Raw genomic sequence first — 21,126 nt, forward strand, 5'->3', positions numbered from 1 at the left:
TCCTATTGTCCCGCGGACACCTTGCCTGGATCGGCCGCCATGCGACCGGGTTCCCCAACACCCTTATCCTCGCCGACATAGCCGACGAGGCTTCGGACACACCGCAGCGCATTGGCGCCCGCCGATCCGGCAAGCAACGCAGCATGTATCACATGTGTCCGGCCGAATGCCAAACTCAATTCCTCTTCCGTAAACGTTTGCACGACCGCCACCTCCCCGGCCGCATCCCCGTAAGCGCGTCGGGTCGCCGCGGCGACCTTGGAAACGCCATCCTCGCCGGCTTCCGCCGCGTGGATCACGGCGATCGCCTGTCGCTGCCCAAGCGCGCCTTCGACCTTGCCGAATCCGGTCACCGCTTCGCCAGCCTTGCGCGCCATCGACAGCGCCGCGATCGCCGCCCGGCGAAGGGTCCGTCCGACCTGATCGGCGAGATCGGATCGGGCCGTCGCCCGATCGCCAAGGCCGCGCCGGAACATCTGCTTGCGCGCCGCGCGATCCACGTGCGCTGCATCAGCGGTGACCCAAACGCCGCGCCCCGGCAAGCGCCGGCGAAGGTCGGCGACCACGCCGCCATCCGGGTCGGCGACGAACCGGATAAGCCCGTCGACCGGACGTGTCTGCCGCGTCACGATGCAGGTGCGTTCGCTTGGCTCTCCGCGCCGCGGCATGGTGTCCGTCTGTTACCCCTCGACCGTGGCGCCCTCGGCCTCTTCCGCGGCCGCGGCTTCCGCCGCCTCAGCTTCGGCCTGCAGATCGGCTTCGGTCACCCAGCCGGCCTTGATCCGCGCCTGCATGATCATGGCTTCCGCTTCGGCGCGCGAGATATCGAAGCCGTCGAGTGCGCCGGGATAGCGGGTCGCCTCGCCATCCTTGCGTTCCACCCAGCCGACCAGATCGTCGGGCACGCATCCGGCAAAGTCTTCCATCGTCTTGATGTCCGCCTTGCCCAGCGCGACGAGCGCCGCGGTGTTGATCCCGTCGACCTCTCGGAGGGCGTCTTCGACACCGAGTGCCTTGCGTTCCGTGTCCTGCTCGGCTTCGACGGCCGCCAGGTGTTCGCGCGCCCGGTTCTGCAGCTCGACCGCCGTATCCTCGTCGAAGCCCTCGATCGAGGCGATCTCGGCCAGCTCGACAAAGGCGATTTCCGAAACCGACACGAAACCTTCCGAGGCCAGGAGCTGGCCGACCATCTCGTCGACGTCCAGCGCTTCGATGAACAGCGCGCTGCGATCCATGAATTCCTTCTGACGCCGCTCCGATTCCTCCTGCTCGGTGAGGATGTCGATGTCCCAGCCAGTGAGCTGGGACGCGAGTCGCACGTTCTGGCCGCGGCGGCCGATCGCCAGCGAGAGCTGGTCATCGGGAACCACCACTTCGATCCGCTCGGCATCTTCGTCGAGCACCACCTTGGCGACCTCGGCCGGCTGCAGCGCGTTAACGATGAAGGTGGCCGCGTCCTGGGACCACGGGATGATGTCGATCTTCTCGCCCTGCAGTTCGTTCACCACCGCCTGGACGCGGCTGCCGCGCATGCCGACGCAGGCGCCGACCGGGTCGATGGAAGAATCCCGCGAGATCACCGCGATCTTGGCGCGGCTGCCCGGATCGCGAGCGACCGACTTCACCTCGATGATGCCGTCGTAAATCTCCGGCACCTCCTGAGCAAACAGCTTGGACATGAACTGCGGATGGGTCCGCGACATGAATATCTGCGGCCCGCGCTGTTCGCGGCGCACGTCGTAGATGTAGGCCCGTACCCGGTCGCCGTAGCGGAAGTTCTCGCGCGGAATCAGCTCGTCGCGGCGGACGATCGCTTCGCCGCGGCCGAGATCGACGATGACGTTGCCGTATTCGACCCGCTTGACCTGACCGTTAACGATCTCGCTGATACGGTCCTTGAACTCCTCGTACTGCCGGTCACGTTCGGCTTCACGCACCTTCTGAACGATCACCTGCTTGGCCGACTGGGCGGCGATCCGGCCGAAGTCCATGGGCGGCAGCGGCTCGGCGATGAAGTCGCCGACCTGCGCCGCCGGGTTCCGGTGGCGGGCGTCCTCGATCAGGATATCGGTGGCCGGGTTCTCGATCTCCTCGACCACTTTCAGGAGGCGCTGCAGCTTGATCTCGCCGGTCTTGGCGTTGATCTCGGCCCGCACGTCGGTTTCCGATCCATAGCGCGACCGCGCCGCCTTCTGGATCGCGTCCTCCATCGCGTCGACCACGATGGTGCGGTCGATCGCCTTTTCGCGCGCGACCGCGTCGGCGATCTGCAGCAACTCAAGCCGATTGGCACTGACGGCCATGGTGTCTCTCCGTTGTCAATGCGGCGACGCCGGCCCGGCGTCGGTCGAAGGGTGAGGTTCGTCGCCGGGCGGTTGATTGCCCAGCGAATCGCGAATGAGATCGTCGGTCAGCACGAGCTTGGCGTCCTCGATATCGGCGAATGGCAGCATCACCGAGGTCTCGCCGTTAAACGGCGCGGTCAGCTCCAGCCGGGTGCCGTCGTCTTCGACGCCGGCGAGCGTGCCGCGAAATCGTTTGCGGCCCTCCATCGGACGGCTCAGTTCGAGCTTGGCGACATGCCCCGCCCAGCGGGCGAAGTCCCCACGGCGCACCAACGGCCGGTCGATCCCCGGCGAGGATATTTCGAGGTGATAGGCTCGATCGATCGGGTCCTCGACATCGAGCGCCGGCGAGACGTCCCGCGACAGGCGCTCGCAATCATCTACGGTCATCGTGCCATCCGGCCGCTCGGCCATGATCTGCAGGGTCGTCCCGTTCATCGCCGACAGCTTGACGCGCACCAGCCGGTAGCCGAGGTCGGCGACCGTCGGTTCGACGATATGGGCGATACGGGCCTCGAGCCCGGTCTCGGTGATGACCCGCGGCTCGTCGTGTTGTTCTACCAAGCCAACTCCTCTGTCGATCGGCCTTGAGGTGTAAAAAAAGAGCGGGTCCGGCCGGGCCCACTCTCCAACGAAACCGATCGTTTGAGATGACGTCGTGGATATAGTCCCGGTTTATCGCGAACGCAAGGCCGTTGACCGTCCAACGGTGCGTGTCACCGTCGCTCGAAGGTCAGGTAAGTCGGGACGCGACCAGCGGCTATCGCCTTGGCCTCGTAGCGCGTTCCCGGCCAATCGGCATAGGGCAGCCGCCAGTCGTCGGCGGTCTCCGCAAGCCAGACAAAATCGGAGCGGGCGCGCAGATGGCGGAGCGTCCAGGTGACGTAGGCGCTGCTGTCGCTGGCGAAGCGAAAGCGGCCGCCGTGGATCAGAACGCGCGCCACACGGTCGAGGTTCTCCGGCTTGACGAACCGACGCTTCCAGTGGCGGCGCTTCGGCCACGGATCGGGGTAGAAAAGATCGACCCCGGCAATCGAGTCGGGCGGCAGCCAGTCGAGCAGGTCGGCGGCATCGTCGTCGAACAGGCGGACATTGCGGAGCCCGGCATCGTCGATCGCCGTCACCGCGTTGGCCAGCCCCGCGACGAACGGCTCGACACCGATGAAGCCGGTACCGGGTTCCCGCGTCGCGGCACCGACAAGGTGCTCGCCGCCGCCGAAGCCGATTTCGACCCGCACGGTGTCTACCGGAACCGAGAAAAGGTCGGTCAACGGCTCGGGTGGCGGGACATCGAGATCGACTGCAAGCCCCGGATAGACCGCCTCCATCAGCCCGGCTCGCAGTGGCGACAGCGGTTTGCCCTTGCGTCGTCCGAACAGACTGCTTCGTCGCTGCATCGTGCCGACCCCTCCCCATGGGCCGACCGGCAGGCCGGCTAGCGGATCGCGGCGCTCAGATCGTCGACCAGGTCGACCCGTTCCCAGGAGAACCCGCCGTCGTCCTCGGGCGGTCGGCCGAAATGGCCGTAGGCGGCGGTCCGCGCGTAGATCGGCTTGTTGAGACCGAGATGGTGGCGGATGCCGCGTGGGGTCAGGTCCATGACCTCGGCCAGCGCCCGCTCGATCGACTCCTCGTCGACCTTGCCGGTGCCGTGGAGGTTGACATAGATCGACAGCGGCTTGGCGAGACCGATGGCATAAGACAGCTGGATCGTGCAGCGGTCGGCGAGGCCCGCCGACACCACATTCTTGGCCAGGTACCGGGCGGCATAAGCAGCCGACCGGTCGACCTTGGTCGGATCCTTGCCCGAGAAGGCACCGCCGCCATGGGGCGCCGCCCCGCCATAGGTATCGACGATGATCTTGCGTCCGGTCAGGCCGCAGTCGCCGTCCGGTCCGCCGATCACGAACTTGCCGGTCGGGTTTACGTGCCAGTCGGTGGTGCCGTTGATCCATTCGGTCGGCAGCGCCTCGCGGACATAGGGCTCGACGATGCCGCGCACGTCGTCGGACGTCAGTGACTCGTCGAGATGCTGGGTCGAGACGACGATCGACGTCGCCTTGACCGGCTTGCCGTCCGCATAAGCGACGGTGACCTGGCTCTTGGAGTCGGGGCCAAGCACCGGTTCCGCTCCGGACCGCCGGGCCTCGGCCATCAGCTTGAGAATGCGGTGGGCGTAGAAGATCGGCGCCGGCATCAGTTCCGGCGTTTCGCGGCAGGCATAGCCGAACATGATGCCCTGGTCGCCCGCGCCTTCGTCCTTGTTGCCGCTGGCGTCGACCCCTTGCGCGATATCGGCCGACTGATCGTGCAGCAGGTTCTCGACATCGGCGTTCTGCCAGTGGAACCCTTCCTGCTCGTAGCCGATGTCGCGGATCGCCTGGCGGGCGAGTTGGGGAACATCCTCGAACACCGCCTGCGGGCCCCGGACTTCGCCGGCAATGACGATCCGGTTGGTGGTCGTCAGCGTCTCGCAGGCGACGCGGGCTTCGGGCTCGGCTGCGAGGTAGGCGTCGACAATCGAGTCGGAAATACGGTCGCACACCTTGTCGGGGTGGCCTTCGGAAACGGATTCACTGGTAAACAGATAGGAAGAGCGCGGCAAAGACGTGGCCCCTTCGGCTTGGAATTGGAAGGCCGGCGATCGGCCCGGCGGGTAAACGCGCGACGTTCTACGCAGCCGGGCCAACGCCGGTCAACCGTTTCCACCACACAATGCGCTAGTGGAACGAATTTGACATTTGAGTCCCATTTGCTGCGAGACTCTCGCTCAAATGTCAAATTCAGACGTTCCACTAGAGATCATAAACTTACCAGTGGTTCCTGTGACTCCGACATTTGCGCGAACGGGTGTTGCAGGGGGCAGCAAATGTCGGAGTCGAACCACTAGCGCGGCCGGACCGGGTCCGGCCCAAACGGGCCATCGATGTGGATCAGGTGCGTTCGGGGCGGCGCCCCGGAACACGAGGAGGGTTACTCAGTGTCGTCCTTGCCGGCGACAGCGCGGACAAGATCGATGATCTTTCGTCGAACCTTGGCGTCTTTGACACTGACGAACGCCTTGTTGAGCTGGATGCCTTCGGCGCTCGACAGGAAGTCGACAACGAAGCTTGCGGACTGCGGCTCGGCCATCCCCGTCGGCGCGGGGTCCGCACCGGGTGCGTCTTCGAAGAAGAACGAGATCGGCACGTTCAATACGCGGGCGATATTCTGCAACCGGCTGGCGCCGATGCGATTGGTGCCCTTTTCATACTTCTGGATCTGCTGGAACGTGATGCCGAGGGCGTCGCCGAGTTTTTCCTGGCTCATGCCAAGCATCATGCGGCGAAGACGGACACGGCTACCGACATGAATGTCGATGGGGTTGGGTTGTTTCTTGTTGGCCATGAGGCCCCTCTGTTTTAGCTGCCGTTACAACGGCTCTTTTGATGTCTGCGGAAAACTCCGCGGTGAAAACTAGTGGGTGAATACCCTTGTTCCGGAAAGTGAAATACGGCGGTTCATACGATAAATATGAACACCGACATCTCTTCCCCCGGATTTGTCGGACTTAGGGCGGGTAGAGCATACGCCAACCGTTTCTGTCAATTTTTCCTCAACTTAAAGGTAAATTTGACATAGCCAGCTATGGACAGCGCGAGAACCAACATCACAAGAAATGGAATGTCGCCCGCGCGGACAAAGATGGTTGTGGAAAGGTTAGGGGGCAAAACGCCATCGACGATCCCTCGTTTGCCCAACCCCAGTTCATTCTGCACCCGTCCGAAGGCATCCACAACCGCCGAGATGCCGGTGTTCGCGGCGCGGATCACCGGTAGTCCTTCTTCGACCGCGCGGAGCCGGGCCTGGTGGAAGTGCTGATAAGGACCAGGCGTATCGCCGAACCAGCCGTCATTGGTGAGGTTGAGCAGCCACGCGGGGCGCACCGCGGTAGCCGTCACCGCCCCGGGGAAAACGATCTCATAGCAGATCAGGGGACTGAACGACGGAGCGCTCTCCAGCGCCATGGTCAGACGTTGTGACCCCGGCGCGAAGCCGCCGGGCAGCGCCACCACCTGACGCAGGCCAAGGCTCCTTAGAACATCGGCCAGCGGCAGAAACTCGCCGAAAGGGACCAGGCGCACCTTGTCGTAAGCCCCGACGATCTCGCCGTCATCGGTCACCACCAGGACGCTGTTGAAGACGCGACCGGGCGCCTCGCCACGGGCCGGTTCGCCGCGCGCGGCTCCCGTGATCAGCGTGGTGCCGGGCGGCAGTAGGTCGCCGATCGCCGCAAGCACGTCGGGACGCTGAGCCAGCAGAAACGGAAAGGCCGACTCCGGCCAGACGAGGACGTCGATCCCGTCGAGCGGCGTCTCGGGATCACCCGCACTCAACGTCAGATATCGCGCCACAATCTCGCTTTCCTGCGCCGCGTCCCATTTTTCGTCTTGTTCGAGGGTTGGCTGCACGATGCGGATCGTCACCGTACCGGTGTCGCGATCCGGCGCGGTGGAAAGCCGGACCGCGCCGTAGCCGAGATGGAGGAGAAACAGCCCGGCCGCGAAAGCCGCGAACCATGGGGCACCGCGCTGACGGCCGATGGCTCGGGCGTCCCAGGCCGCCGGCGCGGCGAAGACGATCAGCGCCACGAACGTCAAACCCCACAGCCCGATCAGGGACGCGGTCTGCATCAGTAGGGGAGACGGCGCGATCGCGTAGCCGAGCGTGTTCCATGGGAATCCGGTGAGGATGTGCCCCCTCAGCCACTCGGCGGCACTGAGAGATGCGGCGAACAGCAGGATCCGGGACCAGCCGTTCGTCCACAAGGCGCCGGCAAGGGCGGCGCCGGCACCCCAGAACAGGGCCAGGCCCGCGGGCAGGATGACAACGGCGAGCGGCAGCGCCCAGGCGAATTCATCCGCCTCGACCAGGAACGCCGCGCCGATCCACCACAGACCGCCGAGGAAATAGCCGAACCCGACCCACCAGCCGACCAAGGCGGCGGATACAATAGGCCTGCGGCCGTCACCGGTGCCGTCGATCAGCCAGACGAAGACGGGAAGCGTGATCCACAGAAGGGGAAAGGCGTGAAACGGCGCCATCGCCAGGGACGAGAGCGCCCCGGCGACGAACGCAAGCATCGCCCGGCGCCATCCTCGAAGACCCGCGATCTTCCCGGCGATTCGCTCCATCGCCACTGACCAAACGGGCCCGGTCGGGAGCCGTCAAGGGGCGTCGGTCACACCGGTCTCTGCGTCCGGCTCCGGACGGGTGGGCCGTGGGCGGCGCCGCGGCTCCGGGCGCGGCGAACCCTGGGTTCGACGGTAAATCCGCAACCGCCGAATGCGCCGCGGATCGGCATCGAGAACCTCGAACTCGAAGCCGCCCGGCGCCGAGACCAGTTCGCCACGAACCGGAATCCGGCCGAGCAGGCTGAAGACGAGGCCGCCGATCGTGTCGACGTCTTCTGTCTCTTCGCCAGGTGCCAGACCGGAGCCGATGGCGGCCGACACTTCGTCGAGATCGGCACGGGCGTCGGCCAGGAACACGCCCTCGCCATCGGGAATGATCATCTGGCGCGCCTCGCCGTCGTGCTCGTCCTCGATATCGCCGACCACCATCTCGACAACGTCTTCCAGCGACACCAGCCCGTCGGTGCCGCCATATTCGTCGATGACCAGCGCCATCTGCATCCGGGTCGCCTGCATCGACGCCAGCAACGCCATGACCGGCATGGACGGCGGCACGAACAACAGGGTTCGGACCAGATCCACTTCGGCTAACGGTGTCTGCAGATCGACCCGCGGCAGGTCGAAGGCGGTGGCGGGCCGGCCGACCCCGTTGCCGCTGCCGTTGGCGCCGTTGCCGGCGCCGTTCGGCTTGGCGTCCGGGACGACCGCCGCGGTGCGCGCAACGAAATCCATGATGTCCTTGATGTGGACGAAACCGATCGGGTCGTCGAGCGTCTCACGATAGACCGGCATGCGGGAATGGCCCGATCGCTGGAACTCGGCGAGCAGGTCGGCAAGGCTGGTGCCCACCTCCACCGCGTCGATGTCCGCTCGCGGCACCATGACATCGTCGACCCGCACTTCGCGAAGGCGGAGGATGTTGGCGAGCATCGCCCGCTCCTCCGGCGAGAAGCCGGCAACGGCGTCCTCGGTGTCGAGGGCTTCGGCGATCTCCTGGCGAATGGGAACCGCGGCGCGCAAGCCGACGGCCGCCTTCAATCGCTCCAGCCAGCCTTCCTGAGCAGGAGGTCTGGCCGGGCTGGTACTGTCAGGTTCAGGCGCCGGGTCCGGCGCGGGCGATTCAGTTTTGCTGTCGTTCATCGTCGCAATACGGGTCGGCCAAGCCGAGGTCCCCCATAATAGAGGTTTCCAGCCCTTCCATTAATAACGCTTCTGCGTCGGTTTCATGATCGTAACCGACCAGGTGAAGAAATCCATGTACAATCAAGTGGCTAAGATGGGCCTCGAAAACAACCCCCCGCGTCTCGGATTCGGTTCGGATGGTTTCGCGGGCGAGAATGAGGTCGCCGAGCAGCGGCCCGAATGGCGCATTCCCCGAACCGGCCGGAAACGACAGGATGTTGGTTGCCTGATCCTTGCCGCGAAAGCGGCGGTTGAGGTCGCGGACCATGGCGTCATCGGCGAAGACGATGGCAAGTTCGGCCGTGGGCGTCAGCCGGTTGCCGGTGCGCCGCGCTGCGACAATGGCGGCCTTCGTTGCCACCGAGCGAAGGCGGTGGGGCGTCTCCCATCCGTCGTCCTCGAAGATCGTTTCGACGCTGAGCCCGGTCGCGCCCCGATCGGCCGCCGGCATCCCTAGTCCGGCGATGGCTTCGCGGCGGCGCGGTCGTAGGCTTCGACGATCCGGCTCACCAGGGCGTGGCGCACCACATCGGCTGAACTGAAGGCAATGCGAGCGATGCCGTCGACGCCGTCGAGCAGCTTGACCGCTTCGACGAGACCGGACGTCTGCCCGGGCGGCAGATCGATCTGGCTCGGATCGCCGGTGACGATCATCTTCGAGTTCTCGCCGAGGCGGGTGAGGAACATCTTCATCTGCATCGATGTGGTGTTCTGGGCCTCGTCGAGAATGACGATGGCATCCGACAGGGTCCGGCCGCGCATGAAGGCGAGCGGCGCCACCTCGATCATCCCCGACTGAAGCCCCCGCTCGACCTTGTCGAGCGGCATCATGTCGTAGAGCGCGTCGTAAAGGGGTCGGAGATACGGATCGACCTTCTCGCGCATGTCGCCGGGCAGGAAGCCGAGCCGCTCGCCGGCCTCGACTGCCGGCCGCGACAGGACGATTCGTTCCGCTGCGCCGCGCTCGACCATCGCCGATGCGTAGGCGACCGCGAGATACGTCTTGCCGGTCCCCGCCGGTCCGATGCCGAACACCAGTTCGGCCCGGTCGAACGCCCGGATGTAGGCGTCCTGGGTCATGGTGCGGGCCACCACCGTCCGGCGGCGGGTGGAAATCTTGGCCATGGCGAGCCGGCCCTTGGGCTCCAGCGTCGGCAGGCTGAGCTGCGCTTCGGCCGCCTCGGCCATGCGGATCGCCCCGTCGACATCGCCGGGCACCAGTTCGTGCCCTTCCTGCAGCCGGCCATAGAGCATGTCGAGGGCGAGCCGCGCCCGGGTACAGGCTTCCGGTGAACCCGAGATCGCCACCTGGTTACCCCGCGCGATCGCCTCGACCCCGAGGCGCTGCTCGATCAGCGCCAGGTTGCGGTCGAATTCGCCGAACAGGGCCGGGATCAGCCGGTTGTCGTCGAAGGCGACGACGAAATGCGCGTCCTCGTCGGCGTTTGCCGCGGACATGGAAGACGGCGCGGTCAAGCGGTCGCCTCCGCGGCAATTTTTCCGTCCACAGGGTCGGCGTCCGCGAGCACACCGTAGAGGCTGTTGGCGCCGACATCGGTGATCGTCACCCGGGCGATCGATCCGATCAGCGCGGCCGGTGCCGACACCTGGACCGGCGACAGCCAGGGCGAGCGGCCGACGATCTGGCCCGGATGGCGGCCGTCCTTCTCGAACAGAACCTCGGCGACCATGCCGACCCGGGAGGCGTTGAAGTCGGCCTGCGCGGCGTTGAGGCGAGCCTGAAGCGCCGCCAGCCGTTCGGATTTCACCGCCTCCGGTACCTGGGATCGCTCGGCCGCCGGCGTGCCGGGTCGCGGGCTGTATTTGAACGAGAACGCCGAGGCGTAGCCGACGTCATCGACGATCGACAGCGTGTCGGCGAAGTCCGCATCGGTCTCGCCGGGAAAGCCGACGATGAAGTCGCCGGCCATCGCGATGTCCGGCCGCGCCGCTTTGATCTTGTCGATCAGGCGGAGATAGTCGGCCCGGGTGTGGCGTCGGTTCATGGCGGCGAGCACCCGGTCGGACCCGGCCTGCACCGGCAGGTGCAGATAGGGCATCAGCGTATCGAGGTCGCGGTGGGCCGCGATCAGCGCGTCGTCCATGTCGCGGGGATGGCTGGTGGTGTAGCGCAGCCGGTCGAGGCCGGGGATCTCCGACAGCCGGACCAGGAGATGCCCGAGCGACCATTCGCGTCCGTCCGGGCCGACGCCGTGCCAGGCATTGACGTTCTGGCCGAGCAGGGTGACCTCGCGCACCCCCTCAGCCGCCAGCCGCTGCGCCTCGGCGACGATCGCGTCCACCGGCCGCGAGACCTCGGCGCCGCGGGTATAGGGCACGACACAGAACGAGCAGAACTTGTCGCAGCCTTCCTGCACCGTGAGGAACGCCGAGGAGCGCTTCGGCCGGGTTCCGTGCGGCCGGTCGAGGGCGGCGAACTTGTCGGCAATGGCGAAATCGGTCTCGATCACCCGCTCGCCGGAAGCCGCCCGCGCGACCGCATCCGGCAGCCGCTGATAGGACTGCGGTCCGATCACCAGATCGACCGCGGACGCCCGACGGACGATTTCCTCGCCTTCGGCCTGGGCGACGCAGCCGGCGACACCGATCAGCATTTGCCGGCCGTCCGCCGCGGCCTGTTCCTTCAACCGACGCAGCCGTCCGACTTCGGAATAGACCTTCTCCGCCGCCTTCTCGCGGATATGGCAGGTGTTGAGCAGCACCAGGTCCGCCGCGTCGGCGGAGGCGACGGGCGCATAGCCGGCCGCTTCCAGCGCGTCCGTCATCCTTTCGGAATCGTAGACGTTCATCTGGCAGCCGTAGGTTTTGACAAAAACGCGTTTCGGCTTGGCGCTCATGAAGCCCGGTTGGCGATTTCCTCGCGTCGCCCGCCGGGATAGCCCGGCGCTGGCGTGTGGGTCGCTTCCTTAGCGGGTTTTTGCTTCGGAGAGAATAGCCGCCCCCGGTTACCGCCACGTGACGCGCCGCGTTTGGCTTCCTCGTCCATGCGGCGGACCGCCTGATAGCATTCCTCCGCCACCTTCTTGCGGTCGGTGGTCTGGTCGAAGGTGATCGGCTCGCCGAAACTGACCACCGCATCGACCGCGCCATGTTCGACCAGATTGCGGAAATGGGCGATGAAATCCATGTCGCCATACCAGGCGATACTCGGCCGGTCGGCCCGGCCCACGGGTATGCCCTGCATGCCGACATAGGTTACCGCGACCGGCTGAACGGTGATCGTCTCCATGCCGGAGGCGACGCCGGCGGCACCGATCAGGGCGCTGCGGAACGGCAGGATGCGATTGCCGTCGCCGGTCGTTCCCTCGGGGAAGAGCACCATCACGTCGCCGCCGCCCACCCGCCGCGCGATCGCCGATGCCGCACTTGCGGTCTGCGACCGGCGGGTGCGGTCGATGAACACCGTGCGCTGCAGCCGTGCCAGCGTGCCGAGGATCGGCCAGGTCTGCACCTCGGCCTTGGAGATGAACGACAGCGGCAGCACGCTGCCGAGCACGGTAATGTCGAGCCAGGAGATATGATTGGCGGTGATCAATAGGGGCGGCTTGGCCGGGGTCCCCTCGATCGTCACCCGCAGGCCGATGAGACGCTTGGCGACCCGCTGCCAGTGGCACGGGATTCTTGCCGCCAAACGCCAGTTGCGACGCACGGCAAGCGTCTGAATCGGCATCAGCAACAAGGTGTAGCTGAGCAGGATGGTCACCACCGAAGCTGTACGCAGGACGCTCATGTGTCGCCGCCACCTTTTCTCTCCACCGGCACGCAGAAGAGCTCGAGCCGGTGATCGACGAGCTTGTAGCCCAGCCGTTCGGCGATCTTCTGTTGCAGCCGCTCGATCTCTTCGTCGCGAAACTCGATCACCTCGCCGGACCTCAGATCGATCAGGTGGTCGTGATGGGTCTCGGGGATCGCCTCGTACCGCCCCCGCCCCTCGCCGAAGTCGTGACGGGCGATGACGCCGGCGTCCTCGAACAGCTTGACGGTCCGATAGACCGTGGCGATGGAGATCTTGGAATCGACCGCCGATGCCCGGCGATAGAGTTCCTCGACGTCCGGATGGTCGGTCGCCGAATCGAGAACCCGCGCGATCACGCGGCGCTGTCCCGTCATCCGCAATCCCTTTGCGGCGCAGGCAGCCTCCAGGCTGATGGTCTTGGTGTCTCCGGCCACAACGCGTCGTCCCTGCCTTCGGCGATTAGCGGAGCTTGAGCCGCATGACAAGAGCCGCCCCAGCCGGCCCATCGGGGCGATAATAGTACCCTTTTCGCTCCCCCACGGTCTCGAAACCGAGCCGTTGGTAAAGGTGGACGGCCGCCTGATTGTCGCGATCGACCTCGAGAAAACAGGCATCGATGCGATCGCGATAGAGCTGGCGGAGCGCTTCGTCCATCAGAAGGCGCCCGAATCCACGGCCCTGGCGACCCGCGCGGACCGCGATGGTCAGCACCTCCGCCTCGTCGGCGGCAAGCCGCATCAGCACGAATCCGACCAGCCGCGCCGGCCAGAACAGCCCCTGACGACGTGCCCCGAGCCCGAACACGGCCGTGTCCGCCAGCAACGCCGCGAACTCGTCCGCCGACCACGCCCGCGGGAACGTTTCCCCATGGATGTCGGCCAGCATGTGCGCATCGGCGGCATCTAAGGCGGCGACCACGGTCCGCGGGGCATTCAGGAGGTCGATCATCGTCGGGCCACGGCAGCGCGGGTCGACGGCTTGGCGTCGGGCGGCCGCAGATAGAGCGGCCGTGGCGGACCGTCGGGATCGGGCGCGGCAAGCCCGAGCCGCACCACAGAGGCGATATCCGGCGCGGCATCCCGATGGGCGATTCGGTCGGCGGCAACGCCCGCCGCATCGGCGAGAACGTCCGCTGCCGACCCGGCAAGCATCGCGTTATCCTCAATCAAGGCCGCGAACCGGGCGGCCAGGCCAACCGCCGGCTCGGTCACCGGCGCGCCATCGGCCGCGAAGGCCTGGGCGTAGATTTCGTCACGGCGGGCATCGAGGGCGGCAACCACCGGCACCGGGCCGGCAAGGGTGCGGGCTCGTTCCGCGGCGGCCGCGAGCGTCCCCACGCTCACCACCGGACAACCGGTCGCCAACGCCAGGCCACGGGCCGCCGCGATGCCGACTCTGAGTCCGGTGAAGGATCCCGGCCCGACCGTGACGGCGATGCGATCGAGCTGACCGTAGTCCAGGCCGGCATCGGCCATCACTTCGGCGACAAGCGCAAACAACCGCTCGGCGTGGCCCCGACCGATCGTCTCGGTCCGGAGGATCAAATCGATGGAGTCCACGGCGGCCACGGCAGCCGAACAGCGTTCCCCGGCCGTGTCGATGGCAAGCAGACGCATGGCGTGCGACACCACTTGCCCCGCCCCGCTGAACGCCCTGCGGCCGGCTAGGCCATACGCTCGCGGATTTCGCGAACTTCCGGCACGAAATGGCGGAGCAGGTTCTCGATACCGTGCTTCAGCGTCGCGGTCGAAGACGGGCAGCCGGCGCAAGCGCCGCGCATGTTGAGGAACACCACTCCATCTTGGAAACCCCGGAACGTGATGTCGCCGCCGTCCTGGGCGACCGCCGGGCGCACGCGGGTGTCGAGCAGCTCCTTGATCATCGCCACCGTGTCGGCGTCCGCCTCGTCGAAGAACTCGTCTTCGTCCGCGGTCGGCTCAGGGGTACGATCGAGAACCGGCATCCCGGACAGGAAATGCTCCATGATCGCGCCGAGGACGGCCGGTTTCAGGTGCGGCCATTCGGCTTCGCCCTTGGTGACCGTGATGAAGTCGCCGCCGAGGAACACGCCGGTCACGCCCGGTACGGCGAACAGGCGGGTCGCCAATGGCGAAGCTTCGGCATCGGTGGCGTCACGAAATTCGGCGTTGCCGTCGCCAAGAACCGGACGGCCCGGCAGGAACTTCAGCGACGCCGGATTCGGCGTTGTTTCAGTCTGGATGAACATGATCGGCGCCTTTCAAGGGGGCGTGGTCAACGGGTTTCATCTAGGCGCGGCGGACCGCCAGATCAACAGATCGACGCCCGGCGCCTATGCCACCGCGGCCACCGTCTCGTCGTCGAGATGGCCGGGAACCACGGTGATCGGCACCGGAAATGTCGCCACACCCTTGCCGATCAGCGCGGAAACCAGCGGCCCCGGGCCTTCGCTGTCGGTTCCCGCGGCGAGAACGAGAATGGCGATATCCTCGTCCTCCTCGATCAGCTTGATCACCTCCTCCGCCCGTCCGCCTTCGCGGATGACCACCTGCGGTTCGAGGCCGGTGTTTTCGCGGACCAGATCGGCGGCCTTGCCGAGGGCCGCCTCGGCCGTTTCGACCGCCTCGGCCCGCATAATGTTCTCGACCCCAGCCCATTGGGTGAACTCGCTCGGCGCGATCACATAAAGCAGCACCAGCGCTCCGCTGGTATGCAGCGCTCGCTGGCCGGCGAACAGTAGCGCGCGGGTGCATTCCGGCGTGTCGTCGACCACCGCAAGGAACTTGCGCCGGTGGCCTTCCGCGCGGCTCTTACGTTTGGTTGCCATCTGTCAATGCTGCCATAAGCGACGCCAGATCGCGACCGCCGATTAGCCGGCCGCGATCGAGCGGTGAATGAAGCCCACGATGTCCTTGACGCCATCCATGGTCGCCGCGGCCAGCCCTCGGGCACGGTCAGCGCCGTCGGTGAGGACGCCGTCGATATGGCCCGGGTCTTCCAGCAATCGCCGCATCTCGGCGGCGATCGGCGCCATCGTCGTCACCGCCAGGTCGGCCAGTGCCGGCTTGAACGCGGAAAACTGCGAACCGCCGTGATCGCGAAGCACCTCCTCTCTGGTGACGCCGGCAAGCGCGGCGTAGATGCCGACCAGGTTCTCCGCTTCCGGCCGCTCCTTGAGCCCGTCGAGTTCCGACGGCAACGGCTCCGGATCGGTCCGCGCCTTGCGGATTTTGAGCGCGATGGCGTCTGCGTCGTCAGTCAGTGTGATCCGTGAAAAGTCCGACGGATCGGACTTCGACATCTTCTTGGTCCCGTCCCGCAGCGACATGATCCGCGTCGCCGGTCCGGTGATCAGCGGCTCGGTGAGCGGGAAGAAGGCGTCACCGAAGCCATGCGCGGCGATCGACTCGGCGAAATCGTGATTGAACTTCGCGGCGATGTCGCGCGACAACTCCAGATGCTGCTTCTGGTCTTCACCGACCGGCACGTGCGTGGCGCGGTAGACCAGGATGTCGGCGGCCATCAGCGTCGGATAGGCGAACAGGCCGACCGAGGCATTCTCCCGGTGTTTACCCGCCTTCTCCTTGAACTGGGTCATCCGGTTGAGCCACCCCATGCGGGCGACGCAGTTGAACACCCAGGCGAGTTCGGCGTGAGCGGCGACCTGGCTCTGGTTGAAGACGATGTGGGCTGCCGGGTCGATGCCGGCGGCGAGGAAGGCGGCGGTCACCTCGCGGGTGTTCCGCGCCAGTTCCTTGGGGTCCTGCCATACGGTGATCGCGTGCATGTCGACCACGCAATAGATGCAGGCGTGGCTCTTCTGCATCTCGACGAAGCGCGTGATGGCGCCGAGATAGTTGCCGAGGTGGAGGTTACCGGTCGGCTGGACGCCGGAAAACACCAGCGGAGAAAAGTCGGTCATCGATGCAGGCTCGTTTCAAGGATGGCGGATCGCGGAGGCGCGAGATGGACGATGCGGCGGCGTCAGGACCGGTCCCGGAAGCGGGCAAGCACGTCACGGGCGTTCACCGCGCCGGTCCATTGACAGAAGAGAGCGAAAACGACAACCCCGAGCGCCACCAGAACCGCCACCGCACCGGCGCGCACGACGAAGGCCGGCGACCCGATATAGGGCGCCATGAACGCCTGCGCCGCCGCCAGGCACACCCCCATCAACAGCGCCGCGAGCGCGATCAGCGGCAGCCGCCGGAGCGCGCCAGCGTCGAGGATGAACTGGCCGCGCCGGTGCAGCGCGCCGGCAAGCAACACGGTGTTCACCCAGCTTGCGATCGCGGTCGCGAGCGCAATGCCGACGTGACGCAGGAACGGGAACAGCGCCAGCGACAGGGCGACGTTGACCACCAGCGCCACCGCCGCGAACCACATTGGCGTCTTGGTGTCCTCGCGGGCGAAGAAGCCCGGCGAGAACACCTTGATCAGCACGAAGGCGGGCAGCCCCACCGAAAACGCCGCCAGCGCCGCCGCCGTCTGCACTGTGGCGTTGGCGTCGAAGCTGCCGCGCTCGAACAAGACGTTGATGATCGGCTCGGCCATGACGAACAGCGCCACCGCTGAGGGCAGGGTCAGCGCCATCGCCAATTCGAGCGCGCGGTTCTGGGTGTGCATCGCCACGTCGTCATCGCCCGCGCGCAACTGTCGCGACAGGCGCGGCAGGAGCACGACGCCGATGGCGATGCCGACGATGCCGAGCGGTAGCTGATAGAGCCGGTCGGCGTAATAGAGGAAGGAAACATAGCCCTCCTCCAGCGATGCGATGATTGTCCCGACAACGATGTTGATCTGCACGATACCGGCGGCGATCACACCGGGAATCCCCAGCACTATCAGTCGCTTGACCCCCGGAGTCAGGCGCGGCCGCCTGAGCGGCAAAAGCGTCCCGATCCGGCCGGCGGCGACCATCACCAGCGCGAGCTGCGCCACCCCGCCGATCAGCACCGCCACTGCCAGGGCGGTGCCGGCGACCGGCTGGTTGGCCCACCCCATCCACAGGACCAGGGCCAGTACCACGATGAACACCACGTTGAGCAGCGCCGGGGCGAAAGCGGCCGCCGCGAAGCGGCCGCGGGCGTTCAAGACGCCGCTGTAAAAGGCGAGCAGCGACACCAGCGTCAGATACGGAAACGCGACCCGGGTCAGGAACACCGTCAGGTCGTATTTCTGCGGGTCGGAATAAAAGCCCGGCGCGAACACGAACATCAGGAGCGGCATCGCGATCTCGGCGATCGCGGTGACCACCAGCAGCGCGGTGATGAGCGCGCTCAACGATTCGGCCCCGAACCGCCGCGCCGACTCCTCGCCCTCGCCCTCAAGGCGACGAGCGAACAGCGGCACGAAAGCCGAGTTGAACGCGCCTTCGGCGAACAGCCGCCGGAACAGGTTGGGGATGCGGAAGGCGACGAAGAAGGCGTCGGAGATCCAGCCGGCTCCCAGCGTCGCGGCGATCAGGATGTCGCGCACAAAGCCGAGAACCCGGCTGACCGCCGTCGCCCCGCCGACCGTGGCGAAATTCCTGAGCAGCGACATCAGCCGGGCAACCTGCTGACGCATGCTCCAAGCCCCTCTCCACCCTTGCGAGGGAGACGGCGGAGCTTGGGTCGCGAAGCGGGCCTTAGCGGAGCCAGAGGGGGGTGAGCCGGCAACCTTAGCCCACGGCCAGACGCGCAGCGAGCCTTAGCGGAGCCAGAGAGGGGTGCGACGCGCCCCTCCCGCCACAACGGCAGAGAGAGCGCAGGTTGGCCGAGGGCGTCCATCGTCGCGCTCACCCGATCGCCAACGCGCTCACCGCGCCCGCACACTCATGCCGCCTCGGTTCGCCGGGCGCGCGCTTCGGCTTTCGGCTTCTCGCCGTCGAACGCCGCCCTCATCCGCCGCCGGATCGCCGCCTGGCGATTGCCGTTGGTCACCTTCTCGCCGGTGAGGTCGGTGACGTAGAAGACGTCGACCACCCGCTCACCGAACGTGGAAATATGGGCCGAGGCGATGTTGAGGTTGATGTCCGACATCGCCCGGGTCAGCGAGAACAGCAGCCCCGGACGGTCGATCCCCGACGCCTCGATCACGGTGTACTGGTTGGAGAGGTCGTTATCGACGGTGATGATGGTCTCCAGCGAGAACGCCTTGAGCCGCCCCTTGCGTTGACCCTTCCGGTCGATCTGCTCGGGCAGGTAGGTGGTCCCGGCAAGCGCCTCCTCGATCAGTTGCCCGACCCGCGCCGCGCGGCGCTGTTCGTCGACTTCATTGTCGAAGGCGCGGCTGATGAAGATCGAGTCGATCGCCTGGCCATCGGTGGTCGTATAGACCTGCGCGTCGACGATGTTTGCCCCAGCCACCGCGCACGCGCCGGCGATCATCGACAACAGCCGCGGATGGTCCGGTGCGTAGACGGTGATCTCGGTGACCGCCTGGAAAGCGTGGGTACTGACCGTCGTCGCCAGCGTCCGTCCCGCGTTATCGATCTCGCGGATGAAGGCGGCATGGTCGCGCTTGTGCGGCAGGTCGACCCGCAGCCAGTAGGGCGGATAGTGGCGTTTGAGATAGGCGTCGCGCTCCCGTTTCGGCCAGTCGGAAAGCGCCTCCGCCAGTTCCTTCTTGGCCTCCGCCACCCGCCGGTCGCGGCTGACCTGGCTGTGCCCGCCGGTCAACACCGGCTCGGTCTCATAGTAGAGCGTGCGCAGGAGTTGCCCCTTCCAGCCGTTCCACACACCGGGGCCCACCGCCTTGATGTCGGCGACAGTGAGAATCAGGAGCATCTTCAGCCGTTCCAGGCTCTGCACCGTCGCGGCGAAATCGAGGATGGTCTTGCGGTCGGCGAGATCGCGCGACTGGGCGACGATGCTCATCAGCAGGTGATGCTCGACCAGCCAGACGACCGTATCGGTCTGCGACGGCGTGAGGCCGAGCCGCGGGCAGAGGCGCTTGGCGATCCGCGCCCCGGCGATCGAGTGATCCTCCGGCCGCCCCTTGGCGATGTCGTGCAGGAAGAGGGCAACGTAGAGGACGAGGCGATCCTTGAGCCGCGGCATGAGCTCGTCGGCGAGCGGATGGGCGTCCGCGACCTCGCCGCGCTCGATCTCGGCGAGAAAGCCGATCGAGCGGATCAGGTGCTCGTCGACCGTATAGTGGTGGTACATGTTGAACTGCATCATCGCCACGACCTTGCCGAAGTCGGGGATGAAGCGACCGAGGACCCCGGTCTCGTTCATCCGCCGCAGGACCACCTCCGGCTGGTTGCGCGACGACAGGATCTCCAGAAACAGCCGGTTCGCCTCTTCGTCCTCCCGCAATGCGGCGTCGATCAGGCGGAGGGAGCGGGCGATATCCTGCATGAGATCGGGGTGGAACGCCGTATCCAGCGTGTCGGCGAGATGGAACACCCGGATCAGGTTGACCGGATCGCGGCTGAACACGTCGGGCCCGGCGGCATTGATCCGGTTGTTCTCCAGAACGAAGTCGGTCGACCCCGGCACCTTGCGGCGACGCCGGCGATCGAGGCGTAAGAGCCGGTTGAGGGCCGGCGCCGGCTTGCCGTGGTGCTCCTCGAGCGCCGCGCAGAAAATACGGGTGAGGTCGCCCACCTCCTTCGCCACCAGGAAGTAGTGCTTCATGAACCGCTCGACATCCTTCAACCCCGGATGCGAGGTGTAGCCGAGCCGGATGGCCATATCCTGCTGGAGATCGAACGAAAGCCGCTCTTCGGCGTGGCCGGTGAGGAAATGAAGGTGGCACCGCACCGCCCAGAGGAAATCCTCCGACTTGCGGAACCGGGCGAGCTCGGCCCGGGAGAAGACTCCGGCCTTGACCAGTTCCTCGTTGGAGGTCACCCGGAAGAAATATTTGGCGATCCAGAACAGCGTGTGGAGGTCGCGCAGGCCCCCCTTGCCTTCCTTGACGTTCGGCTCGACCAGGTAGCGCGAGGCGCCCTGCGCCTGATGGCGTTCGTCCCGCTCGGCCAGCTTGGCGGCGATGTATTCGGGCCCGGTCCCCTTGACGACGTCGTTGTCGAACTTGGCGACCAGCTCCTCGTAGAGCGGCTTGTCGCCCCATAGGTAGCGCGCCTCGAGAATGGAGGTCCGGATCGTGATGTCGGAGCGCGACAGGCGAATGCACTCGGTCACACTTCGGGTTGCGTGACCGACCTTCAACGACATGTCCCAAAGGACATAGAGGATGAACTCGACGACGCTCTCCCCCCACGGCGTCTGCTTGTAGGGCAGGAGAAACAAGAGATCGACGTCCGATCCCGGCGCCAGGGTGCCGCGCCCATAGCCGCCGACCGCGACGATGCTCATCCGCTCGCCCGAGGTCGGGTTCTCGACCGGATAGACATGGGTGACGGCGAAGTCGTGGATCTGGCGGATGAGGGTGTCCTGCAAACGGCCGAGCCGCCGGGCGCACAGTGTCCCCCTGCCGTCGATGCTGAGCCGCCGCTCGGCTTCGGCCCGCCCGTCGGCGAGCGCATCCTTCAGCACGGCGATCAGCCGCTGGCGGGAGTCAGGCGACAGGTCGCCGGGACGGTCGTCCGCGCAGGCGGCGAGATCGCGCGCCAGGGCATCTTCGTCGATCAGGGCTTCGTCGGCTTGGCTCATGCTTTGCGTCCGGGGGCAAAACCGGGCGGACACTAGCCGGTTCGTCGCCGGGACGCCAACCGGGGCGATACCAGGTCCGCCAA

20 protein-coding genes are annotated in these 21,126 nt (G+C 66.3%); all 20 read right to left on the bottom strand.

The features are described 5' to 3' along the window. Nucleotides 1-2: 2 nt before the first annotated feature. A complete protein-coding gene (locus tag ACO076_RS04050) occupies nucleotides 3-668 on the bottom strand; it encodes an RNA-binding protein (protein WP_421725451.1) in 666 nt (221 codons plus the stop codon). Nucleotides 669-680: 12 nt separating this feature from the next. Further along, complete coding sequence (gene nusA, locus ACO076_RS04055; RefSeq protein ID WP_421725452.1) at nucleotides 681-2,303, bottom strand: transcription termination factor NusA; 1,623 nt, start codon at nucleotides 2,301-2,303, stop codon at nucleotides 681-683. 15 nt (nucleotides 2,304-2,318) lie between these two features. Beyond that, on the bottom strand, nucleotides 2,319-2,909 hold the full coding sequence (gene rimP, locus ACO076_RS04060; RefSeq protein ID WP_421725453.1) for a ribosome maturation factor RimP: 591 nt from the start codon (nucleotides 2,907-2,909) through the stop codon (nucleotides 2,319-2,321). Nucleotides 2,910-3,061: 152 nt separating this feature from the next. Continuing rightward, nucleotides 3,062-3,742, bottom strand: coding sequence for a tRNA (guanosine(46)-N7)-methyltransferase TrmB (gene trmB / locus ACO076_RS04065; RefSeq protein ID WP_421725454.1), 681 nt, complete (start codon nucleotides 3,740-3,742; stop codon nucleotides 3,062-3,064). A 38-nt stretch (nucleotides 3,743-3,780) separates the two neighbouring features. Continuing rightward, nucleotides 3,781-4,950 (bottom strand): methionine adenosyltransferase, encoded by a 1,170-nt coding sequence (gene metK, locus ACO076_RS04070; protein WP_421725455.1) that lies wholly within the window; start codon nucleotides 4,948-4,950, stop codon nucleotides 3,781-3,783. 368 nt (nucleotides 4,951-5,318) lie between these two features. Further along, the gene (locus ACO076_RS04075) at nucleotides 5,319-5,732 is read right to left on the bottom strand and encodes a helix-turn-helix domain-containing protein (RefSeq protein ID WP_421725456.1); all 414 of its coding nucleotides are present in this window, start codon (nucleotides 5,730-5,732) and stop codon (nucleotides 5,319-5,321) included. A 197-nt stretch (nucleotides 5,733-5,929) separates the two neighbouring features. Further along, nucleotides 5,930-7,468: an apolipoprotein N-acyltransferase gene (gene lnt, locus ACO076_RS04080; RefSeq protein ID WP_421725457.1), complete on the bottom strand. Its 1,539-nt coding sequence runs from the start codon at nucleotides 7,466-7,468 to the stop codon at nucleotides 5,930-5,932. An 84-nt stretch (nucleotides 7,469-7,552) separates the two neighbouring features. Then, nucleotides 7,553-8,659, bottom strand: coding sequence for a hemolysin family protein (locus tag ACO076_RS04085; protein ID WP_421725458.1), 1,107 nt, complete (start codon nucleotides 8,657-8,659; stop codon nucleotides 7,553-7,555). Further along, entirely contained in the window at nucleotides 8,640-9,152 is a 513-nt protein-coding gene (gene ybeY / locus ACO076_RS04090) for an rRNA maturation RNase YbeY (RefSeq protein WP_421725459.1), read from the bottom strand. The genes ACO076_RS04085 and ybeY overlap by 20 nt, the downstream gene beginning before the upstream one ends. A 2-nt stretch (nucleotides 9,153-9,154) precedes the next feature. Next, nucleotides 9,155-10,159: a PhoH family protein gene (locus tag ACO076_RS04095; RefSeq protein ID WP_421726665.1), complete on the bottom strand. Its 1,005-nt coding sequence runs from the start codon at nucleotides 10,157-10,159 to the stop codon at nucleotides 9,155-9,157. 14 nt (nucleotides 10,160-10,173) lie between these two features. Further along, complete coding sequence (gene miaB / locus ACO076_RS04100; protein ID WP_421725460.1) at nucleotides 10,174-11,559, bottom strand: tRNA (N6-isopentenyl adenosine(37)-C2)-methylthiotransferase MiaB; 1,386 nt, start codon at nucleotides 11,557-11,559, stop codon at nucleotides 10,174-10,176. Next, nucleotides 11,556-12,452: a lysophospholipid acyltransferase family protein gene (locus ACO076_RS04105; protein WP_421725461.1), complete on the bottom strand. Its 897-nt coding sequence runs from the start codon at nucleotides 12,450-12,452 to the stop codon at nucleotides 11,556-11,558. Before ACO076_RS04105 ends, miaB begins: the two co-directional genes overlap by 4 nt. Further along, a complete protein-coding gene (locus ACO076_RS04110; RefSeq protein ID WP_421726666.1) occupies nucleotides 12,449-12,832 on the bottom strand; it encodes a Fur family transcriptional regulator in 384 nt (127 codons plus the stop codon). The genes ACO076_RS04105 and ACO076_RS04110 overlap by 4 nt, the downstream gene beginning before the upstream one ends. 85 nt (nucleotides 12,833-12,917) lie before the next feature. Continuing rightward, nucleotides 12,918-13,406, bottom strand: a complete 489-nt coding sequence (locus ACO076_RS04115; RefSeq protein WP_421725462.1) for a GNAT family N-acetyltransferase — start codon at nucleotides 13,404-13,406, stop codon at nucleotides 12,918-12,920. Continuing rightward, a complete protein-coding gene (tsaB, locus tag ACO076_RS04120) occupies nucleotides 13,403-14,074 on the bottom strand; it encodes a tRNA (adenosine(37)-N6)-threonylcarbamoyltransferase complex dimerization subunit type 1 TsaB (RefSeq protein WP_421725463.1) in 672 nt (223 codons plus the stop codon). The genes ACO076_RS04115 and tsaB overlap by 4 nt, the downstream gene beginning before the upstream one ends. Nucleotides 14,075-14,121: 47 nt before the next feature. Continuing rightward, complete coding sequence (locus ACO076_RS04125) at nucleotides 14,122-14,685, bottom strand: NifU family protein (RefSeq protein ID WP_421725464.1); 564 nt, start codon at nucleotides 14,683-14,685, stop codon at nucleotides 14,122-14,124. Between the two features lie 84 nt (nucleotides 14,686-14,769). Further along, nucleotides 14,770-15,264: a universal stress protein gene (locus tag ACO076_RS04130; protein WP_421725465.1), complete on the bottom strand. Its 495-nt coding sequence runs from the start codon at nucleotides 15,262-15,264 to the stop codon at nucleotides 14,770-14,772. 42 nt (nucleotides 15,265-15,306) lie between these two features. Then, complete coding sequence (trpS, locus tag ACO076_RS04135; protein WP_421725466.1) at nucleotides 15,307-16,359, bottom strand: tryptophan--tRNA ligase; 1,053 nt, start codon at nucleotides 16,357-16,359, stop codon at nucleotides 15,307-15,309. A gap of 62 nt (nucleotides 16,360-16,421) precedes the next feature. After that, a complete protein-coding gene (gene murJ / locus ACO076_RS04140) occupies nucleotides 16,422-18,005 on the bottom strand; it encodes a murein biosynthesis integral membrane protein MurJ (protein WP_421725467.1) in 1,584 nt (527 codons plus the stop codon). A 248-nt stretch (nucleotides 18,006-18,253) separates the two neighbouring features. Next, a complete protein-coding gene (locus tag ACO076_RS04145) occupies nucleotides 18,254-21,043 on the bottom strand; it encodes a [protein-PII] uridylyltransferase (protein ID WP_421725468.1) in 2,790 nt (929 codons plus the stop codon). Nucleotides 21,044-21,126: the final 83 nt, after the last annotated feature.

This window comes from Bauldia sp. (assembly GCF_965232525.1).
Lineage (GTDB): Bacteria > Pseudomonadota > Alphaproteobacteria > Rhizobiales > Kaistiaceae > Bauldia.

Bases quoted from the DNA above. Each gene is read 5' to 3' on its own strand.
- ACO076_RS04095 (WP_421726665.1), bottom strand. From the start codon at position 10,159: ATGTCCGCGGCAAACGCCGACGAGGACGCGCATTTCGTCGTCGCCTTC.
- ybeY (WP_421725459.1), bottom strand. From the start codon at position 9,152: ATGCCGGCGGCCGATCGGGGCGCGACCGGGCTCAGCGTCGAAACGATC.
- ACO076_RS04110 (WP_421726666.1), bottom strand. From the start codon at position 12,832: ATGACGGGACAGCGCCGCGTGATCGCGCGGGTTCTCGATTCGGCGACC.
- ACO076_RS04085 (WP_421725458.1), bottom strand. From the start codon at position 8,659: ATGAACGACAGCAAAACTGAATCGCCCGCGCCGGACCCGGCGCCTGAA.
- ACO076_RS04125 (WP_421725464.1), bottom strand. From the start codon at position 14,685: ATGTTCATCCAGACTGAAACAACGCCGAATCCGGCGTCGCTGAAGTTC.
- miaB (WP_421725460.1), bottom strand. From the start codon at position 11,559: ATGAGCGCCAAGCCGAAACGCGTTTTTGTCAAAACCTACGGCTGCCAG.
- ACO076_RS04050 (WP_421725451.1), bottom strand. From the start codon at position 668: ATGCCGCGGCGCGGAGAGCCAAGCGAACGCACCTGCATCGTGACGCGG.
- nusA (WP_421725452.1), bottom strand. From the start codon at position 2,303: ATGGCCGTCAGTGCCAATCGGCTTGAGTTGCTGCAGATCGCCGACGCG.
- ACO076_RS04115 (WP_421725462.1), bottom strand. From the start codon at position 13,406: ATGATCGACCTCCTGAATGCCCCGCGGACCGTGGTCGCCGCCTTAGAT.
- ACO076_RS04075 (WP_421725456.1), bottom strand. From the start codon at position 5,732: ATGGCCAACAAGAAACAACCCAACCCCATCGACATTCATGTCGGTAGC.
- trmB (WP_421725454.1), bottom strand. From the start codon at position 3,742: ATGCAGCGACGAAGCAGTCTGTTCGGACGACGCAAGGGCAAACCGCTG.
- murJ (WP_421725467.1), bottom strand. From the start codon at position 18,005: ATGCGTCAGCAGGTTGCCCGGCTGATGTCGCTGCTCAGGAATTTCGCC.
- ACO076_RS04145 (WP_421725468.1), bottom strand. From the start codon at position 21,043: ATGAGCCAAGCCGACGAAGCCCTGATCGACGAAGATGCCCTGGCGCGC.
- lnt (WP_421725457.1), bottom strand. From the start codon at position 7,468: ATGCTTGCGTTCGTCGCCGGGGCGCTCTCGTCCCTGGCGATGGCGCCG.
- trpS (WP_421725466.1), bottom strand. From the start codon at position 16,359: ATGACCGACTTTTCTCCGCTGGTGTTTTCCGGCGTCCAGCCGACCGGT.
- ACO076_RS04130 (WP_421725465.1), bottom strand. From the start codon at position 15,264: ATGGCAACCAAACGTAAGAGCCGCGCGGAAGGCCACCGGCGCAAGTTC.
- tsaB (WP_421725463.1), bottom strand. From the start codon at position 14,074: ATGCGTCTGCTTGCCATCGACACGGCCGGGGAACGCTGTTCGGCTGCC.
- ACO076_RS04105 (WP_421725461.1), bottom strand. From the start codon at position 12,452: ATGAGCGTCCTGCGTACAGCTTCGGTGGTGACCATCCTGCTCAGCTAC.